Source organism: uncultured Ruminococcus sp. (genome assembly GCA_902785355.1).
GTDB lineage: Bacteria > Bacillota > Clostridia > Oscillospirales > Acutalibacteraceae > Ruminococcoides.
The window spans coordinates 34193-40253 of sequence record CACZYF010000012.1; the positions used below are offsets into that span (position 1 = coordinate 34193).

At 55.9% G+C, this 6061-nt stretch carries 5 protein-coding genes; 4 read left to right on the forward strand and 1 reads right to left on the reverse strand.

Annotation, left to right across the window (positions count from 1 at the left end; all coding sequences use genetic code 11):
* Window positions 1-53 precede the first annotated feature (53 nt).
* From R2I50_RS04280 to R2I50_RS04295, 4 genes are all read left to right on the forward strand, one after another.
* The gene (locus R2I50_RS04280; RefSeq protein ID WP_316607882.1) at window positions 54-737 is read left to right on the forward strand and encodes a hypothetical protein; all 684 of its coding nucleotides are present in this window, start codon (window positions 54-56) and stop codon (window positions 735-737) included.
* A 116-nt stretch (window positions 738-853) separates the two neighbouring features.
* Window positions 854-2278 carry a L,D-transpeptidase family protein gene (locus tag R2I50_RS04285; protein ID WP_316607883.1) on the forward strand — a complete coding sequence of 475 codons (1425 nt, stop codon included), beginning with the start codon at window positions 854-856 and terminating at the stop codon, window positions 2276-2278.
* 185 nt (window positions 2279-2463) lie between these two features.
* Window positions 2464-4173: an FtsW/RodA/SpoVE family cell cycle protein gene (locus R2I50_RS04290; protein WP_316607884.1), complete on the forward strand. Its 1710-nt coding sequence runs from the start codon at window positions 2464-2466 to the stop codon at window positions 4171-4173.
* Window positions 4170-5555: a penicillin-binding transpeptidase domain-containing protein gene (locus R2I50_RS04295; RefSeq protein ID WP_316607885.1), complete on the forward strand. Its 1386-nt coding sequence runs from the start codon at window positions 4170-4172 to the stop codon at window positions 5553-5555. The genes R2I50_RS04290 and R2I50_RS04295 overlap by 4 nt, the downstream gene beginning before the upstream one ends.
* Window positions 5556-5614: 59 nt before the next feature.
* Here R2I50_RS04295 and R2I50_RS04300 read toward each other — a convergent pair whose 3' ends face one another.
* Complete coding sequence (locus R2I50_RS04300) at window positions 5615-6022, reverse strand: DUF5412 family protein (protein WP_316607886.1); 408 nt, start codon at window positions 6020-6022, stop codon at window positions 5615-5617.
* Window positions 6023-6061: the final 39 nt, after the last annotated feature.

Sequence of the window (6061 nt, forward strand, 5' to 3'; positions counted from 1 at the left end):
GCCTTTTGTTTTATCGTTATTGTGTGCTTTATAATAGGAAAGGAGCCTTGTATATGAGCAGTACAATCGGGACAAAACGCACCCGCAAGTCCTCCGCACAGGAGCTGACACATGAGGGTCAGCCCGTCACGCGGAATATTGTGTTGTGTGAGGATGGGAAATATCGCTGGGTTTATGAGATGAATCTGTTGAAGAACCCCACGGTTTTCCTGATGGTGTGGAAGATCTTTTTCTTCATCATTCTCGGGATCTTCACGCTCGTCGCTCTGTTCGACCTGTTCCGGGGCGGCGACAGACTCGGTCAGGCGCTTTTGAACGATCTGAAAATGCTCGGATATATGATCCTCGGCATGACAGCCTTAACCGTTCTCGGCGTATTGGTCTACGCGGCGATAATGCGCGGCAAATATATCGTGATGTTCGAGATGGATGATAAGGGCGTCAAGCACGCGCAGATTCCGTCACAGGCGAAGAAGGCGACAAAGCTCGCTGCCGTGACCGCTGTGGCGGGCGCTTCTTCCGGCGGGCTGACCGCGGCAGGCGCGGGCATGATGGCGAGCCGCACGAGCATGTACACGGCTTTTTCCGATGTGCGAAAGGTCAAAGCCTACCCCCGCCGCAATATAATCAAACTTAATGAACGCTTGGAGCATAATCAGGTTTACGCATCTTTGGAAGATTTTGATTTTGTTTATCAGTACATTTTATCCCACTGTCCCGCCGCAAAACACGGATAATTTGCCGCTTATCACAAATTCGGAAAAATCGGTTGCTTTTTCTATCCGGATGTGCTACTATCACATATATATTGGGAAATTAGCTTAATACATACAATATCAAGAGAAAGGACAGAATGATTTTGAAACATTTTTCTACCAAGATGCTTGCCGCTTTTCTGGCGGTCGTGATGACGATCTCCGCCTGTGCGGTATTCGGCGCTTCTGCCGCTGAGACCGATCCCGCCGAGGTCGCCGCGACCGAAGCGGTACAGACGATCGGAGCAGACCCCACCGAAGCGCCCGCCGAGGATCCGACTACGGCAAATACAGAGGCTGTCAACGTCGGTAAGGTCAAGAACATTGTCAAGGATAGCTTCGAGAGCGACGCGATCAAGCTGAACTGGGATCCCGTCGAAGGCGCAGACGGTTACTATATCTATCTGTGCAACGCCGACGAGGGTGAGGCGTTCAAGAAGATCGCCGAGACTACCGAGAACACCTACACCGCGACCGGTCTGATCCACACCACTCAGTATCATTTTCAGATCGCCGCTTTCGTCAACAAGGACGGTGAGATCTATGAGGGCGAGCCGACCGTTAAGCTGACCGCTACCCAGCCCGGCCCTGTCACCGGCATGACCAAGTGGCGTTCTTCCACCGTGCTCGAAATGGAATGGGATCGCAACCCGAAGGCGACCGGCTACCGTATCTACCGTAAGGAAGGCAGCAGCGCCGAGGTCGTCTACAAGACCGTCTACGGCAATACCAACACCACCTTCTCCGATACCGCCGTTAAGCAGGGTACGACCTATAAATACCGCGTCAAGAGCTTCCGCGAGCTGTACAACACCTCTTACAGCTCTATGGAACCGGGCGTCGAGACCTTCATCGCGGGTCTGTGCGGTCCGAACTACACCATTACCTCCCGCTGCCAGCGCATCAACCTGACCTGGAAGAAGAACCCCTACGCGACTCACTATGAGGTTTACTATTCCACCAGCCCTGACAACAGCAAGTTCGTCAAGCTGTTCACTACCCCCAGACTGTACTATAACACCACCAAGCTGACCGTCGGCAAGAAGTATTACTTCCGCGTCCGTCCGATCTATGTCAAGGGCAACACCACCATCACCGGCACCAGCAATAAGAAGAACGCGACTGTCGTCAAGACCGCTTACGGCAGGTCGACAGGTAACACCTATATCGAGATCAGCATCGATCAACAGCATATGTGGTATTACAAGAACGGCAAGCAGGTCGCGACGACTGAGGTCGTTACCGGCAACAAGGGTACCAGCGATACGCCCAAGGGTTATTTCAGCGTTCTGAACAAGACGCGCAACACCTACCTTTCCGGTGCGGGCTACAGCTCCTTTGTCAACTACTGGATCGCGTTCAAGGGCAACAGCTACGGCATCCACGACGCGAGCTGGCGTTCCGCTTACGGCAACCCCCACTACATGGGCAACGGTTCCCACGGCTGTGTGAATACGCCGAAGGCACAGGTCGCTCAGATCTACAACAATGCCTCTATCGGCACGCCGGTCATCATCTACTAAAAGCATTGTAAAGCGCTTCCTTACGGAGGCGCTTTCCTTTTGATTCACATTCTGTTCATTTGACTTTGCGCAGTATATATAGTAAAATATTTCATATAAATAGTTTAGCTATTTGTGCGCAGCTCCTTGAACATGCAGGGCTGTGGCAATCTCAAACGATTATTTCCGGAGGTGAAGCGAATCTTATGCAAGCTGTTCTGGATGTAGCGGCGATCGCACTGCGCGCGCTGCTGCCGTTCTACGCGCTGGTCATCGTGTACCAGTGCTTTGCTTCCGCACGCCGTCACAGGCGACCCGAGAAGCCCCTTGTCACCCTAGAGGTGCTTGAAACGGGACAGAAGATCCCGGTGCTTTTCTGGGAGAACTCCATCGGACGCAGTAAGGGCTCGGATATCCGCGTATCGGATATCAGCGTATCGCGCGACCACTGCGTACTGCTCAGGCGCAAGGAGGGCTGGTTCGTTTCGGATATCGGCTCCAAGTTCGGTACCTACGTCAACGGTGAACGCTGTGAGGGTCGTACCAAGGTGATCATCGACGACGAGATCACCGTCGGTCATACCACCTTCATCCTCAAGCGCGGCGACGAGTATCAGGAGCGTCTGCGCCCCTCGTGGTTCTTCTCCAAGGCTTCCGACAAAGGCAGCCTGAAGCCCTATAAGCTGATGATCCTGATCACCTTCTTCCACCTGTTCATGGCGGTCGAAGCGTGCTTTTCCAATGAGATAAAGGACTTTACCCCCCTGCTGATCTTCGGCGCGATGGAGGCGGTGATGTGGGCGTTCTTCTGCATCTCGTCCTACGCCTTGAACCGCGTCAACTTCGAGCTGGAGGCGCTGGCGTGTTTCCTGTCGGGTATCAGTATATTGCTGCTCGTGCGGCAGGAGCTGCGCTCGGCGATCGTCCAGATGATCGCGATGGCGATCGGCATGGTGGTTTTTGCCGTGATGGTGAAATTCATCGAGGATCCCGACCGTGTGAATTCGTGGCGACTGTGGATCATGATCGCCGCCGTGGGACTTCTGGCGGTGAATATCGTGTTCGGCCGCGTGACCAACGGCGCCGCCAACTGGATCAACATCGGCGGGATCAGCGTCCAGCCGTCCGAGTTTGTTAAGATCGCATTCATCTTCGTCGGTGCGGCGGCTCTCGATAAGCTACAGACCCGACTGAACTTCTTCCTGTTCATCGGCTTTTCGGCAGTATGCGTCGGCGCTCTGGCGCTGATGGGCGACTTCGGAACGGCGCTGATCTTCTTCGCAACCTTCCTGTTGATCGCGTTCATGCGTTCCGGTGATATCAAGACCATCATTCTCGCACTTGCCGCCGCGGCATTCGCTGTATTCATCGTGCTGAGCATCAAGCCCTATGTCGCCGATCGTTTTTCGGCGTGGGGTCACGTCTGGCAGCATACGCAGGACAGCGGCGGCTACCAGCAGGTTCGCGTGATGACCTACCTCGCCTCCGGCGGACTGATCGGAGTGGGTGTGGGCAACGGTTATCTGAAATATGTCTTTGCATCCGAGTCCGACCTGGTGTTCGGCTTGGTTGCGGAGGAGATGGGCGTGATCATCGCCTTTGTGATCGCGGCGGCGATCGTCGCACTGGCGTTCTATGCCCGCGCGATCACGACCCGCTCGCGTTCCTCGTTCTATGCGATTTCCGCCTGCTGTGCGGCGGGCTTGATGGTGGTGCAGAGCGCCTTGAACATCTTCGGCATCACCGATATACTGCCTCTCACGGGTGTGACGCTGCCCTTCCTGTCGGCGGGCGGCTCGTCCATGATCTCGTGCTGGGGACTGTTGGCATTCATCAAGGCGGCTGACGAGCGTACCTACGCCGCGAAGCGCCACGCGCCCATCAACGCGCTGAGAAAGCGGGGTGTCGCTGAATGAAACGGATCATGACGCGTTCCCTGATCGTCTGGATCGTGACCTTCGCGTTTCTCGGCGGTCTGATCTTCCTCGGCGTGAGGATCGTTCTGCATAACGACGAGTGGGTCCAGCAGCCCTTTAACGGACACATGGCGGCGTCGGGCGGCCTTGCGAAGGCAGGGCGTATCTACGACCGCAACGGTACGCTTCTCGCTCACAGCGAGAACGACACGCGACTCTACCACGATAACGCGAGCACCCGCGAGGCGCTTCTGCACGTTGTCGGCGACAACAGCCTGAATATTTCGACGGCGATCCAGAGCCGCTACCGCACCAGCCTCACCGGCTACAGCTTCATCCTCGGCCTGGGGCTCCCCGAGTCCCTACGACCGAACAGCGACGTCAAGCTGACCGTCGACGCCGACGCCTGCCGCGCTGCCTACGAGGCGCTCGGCGGTAGAAAAGGCGCTTGTGTGGTCTATAATTATAAGACCGGCGAGGTGCTGTGTGATGTCAGCGCGCCGGGCTACGACCCCCAGTATCCTCCCGACATCACCGAGGAGAACGAGAGCGAGTACGACGGCGTGTATCTGGATAACGTCGTATCCTCGACCTTCACGCCCGGCTCGACCTTCAAGATCATCACTGCCGCCGCGGCGGTAGAGAATATCCCCGATATCTACTCTCAGACGTTCAGCTGCCCCGGCTCGGTCGAGATCGGCGGCAACACCATCACCTGCGAGAGCGCCCACGGTGACCAGAGCTTCTCCGAGGCGTTCGCCAATTCCTGCAACTGTGCTTTCGCGCAGATCGCGGTACAGGTGGGCGGCGAGAAAATGCAGGCGACCGCCGAGCGGATGGGCTTCAACAACAAGGAGCTTCGTATGAGCGATATCCCGCTTGCGACCAGTCATTATGACGCAAAGAAAGCCGATGAAAACTCCCTTGCGTGGTCGGGTATCGGTCAGCACGAGGATCTGGCTAATCCGATGCTGATGGCGATGATCTGCTCCGCTGTCGCTAACAACGGCTCCGCCGTATCCCCCTATATCGTAGAGGATGACGGTAAACTGCTTGATAAGCTCGGTATCACGATCAACAAGATGCAGAACACCGAGATGATGTCCGCCGACACCGCCGCCCGCCTTCACGAGCTGATGAAGGCCTCCGCCGAGGGCTACTCATGGCGCGGCGTGAGCGTTGCGGGGCTTGACTTCTGCGCCAAGACCGGAACCGCCGAGGTCGGCGAGGATAAGGAACCGACCGCGTGGTTCGTCGGCTTCACCGAGGATGAGAAGCATCCCTACGCCTTCGCCGCGGTCGTGCTCGAGGGCGGTTACGGTATCGACGCCGCGACCCCGGTCGTCAACGCCGCCGTCAGCAAGCTCGTCAACGGGTGGTAAATCTTATATAAAACAACGCTCACGTTGGAGATGAACCAACGTGAGCGTTTTTTGGTTGCTCACTCATTTACGGAGAGATCATATCGACTTGGATAATCATAGCTTTTATAGGTCTCGCCTTTCGACAGGTCGAGCTTTACGCCGTTGATATTCACGACGTTATTGCTTTCCCAACTGATGGAGGCGTCCTTTTGGTGGTACTGGTGGTAGATCTTCTTTTTGCCGACATCCGTCTTTTCATAAACCTTGACGGCAAAGTCTGTGGTAGCGCCGCCGTCGGCACAGTATGCTTCGAGCGTGTACCTTCCGTCCGGAGAAACGGAGGTATCTATCAGGTCTTCGGTATTTCCGCTTGCCATCATCAAACCGAGAAAAAAACCTCCGGCGATCGGACTACAGCCGGTCAAGGTAATCGTTTGCGCCAGACAAGCCGCGATGATCGCAACGATCACGATTGCTTTTTTCATGCGATCACTCTTTCCCCAGACACTCTGCGTACACGCCCG

Bases quoted from the DNA above. Each gene is read 5' to 3' on its own strand.
- R2I50_RS04280 (WP_316607882.1), top strand. From the start codon at position 54: ATGAGCAGTACAATCGGGACAAAACGCACCCGCAAGTCCTCCGCACAG.
- R2I50_RS04285 (WP_316607883.1), top strand. From the start codon at position 854: ATGATTTTGAAACATTTTTCTACCAAGATGCTTGCCGCTTTTCTGGCG.
- R2I50_RS04290 (WP_316607884.1), top strand. From the start codon at position 2,464: ATGCAAGCTGTTCTGGATGTAGCGGCGATCGCACTGCGCGCGCTGCTG.
- R2I50_RS04295 (WP_316607885.1), top strand. From the start codon at position 4,170: ATGAAACGGATCATGACGCGTTCCCTGATCGTCTGGATCGTGACCTTC.
- R2I50_RS04300 (WP_316607886.1), bottom strand. From the start codon at position 6,022: ATGAAAAAAGCAATCGTGATCGTTGCGATCATCGCGGCTTGTCTGGCG.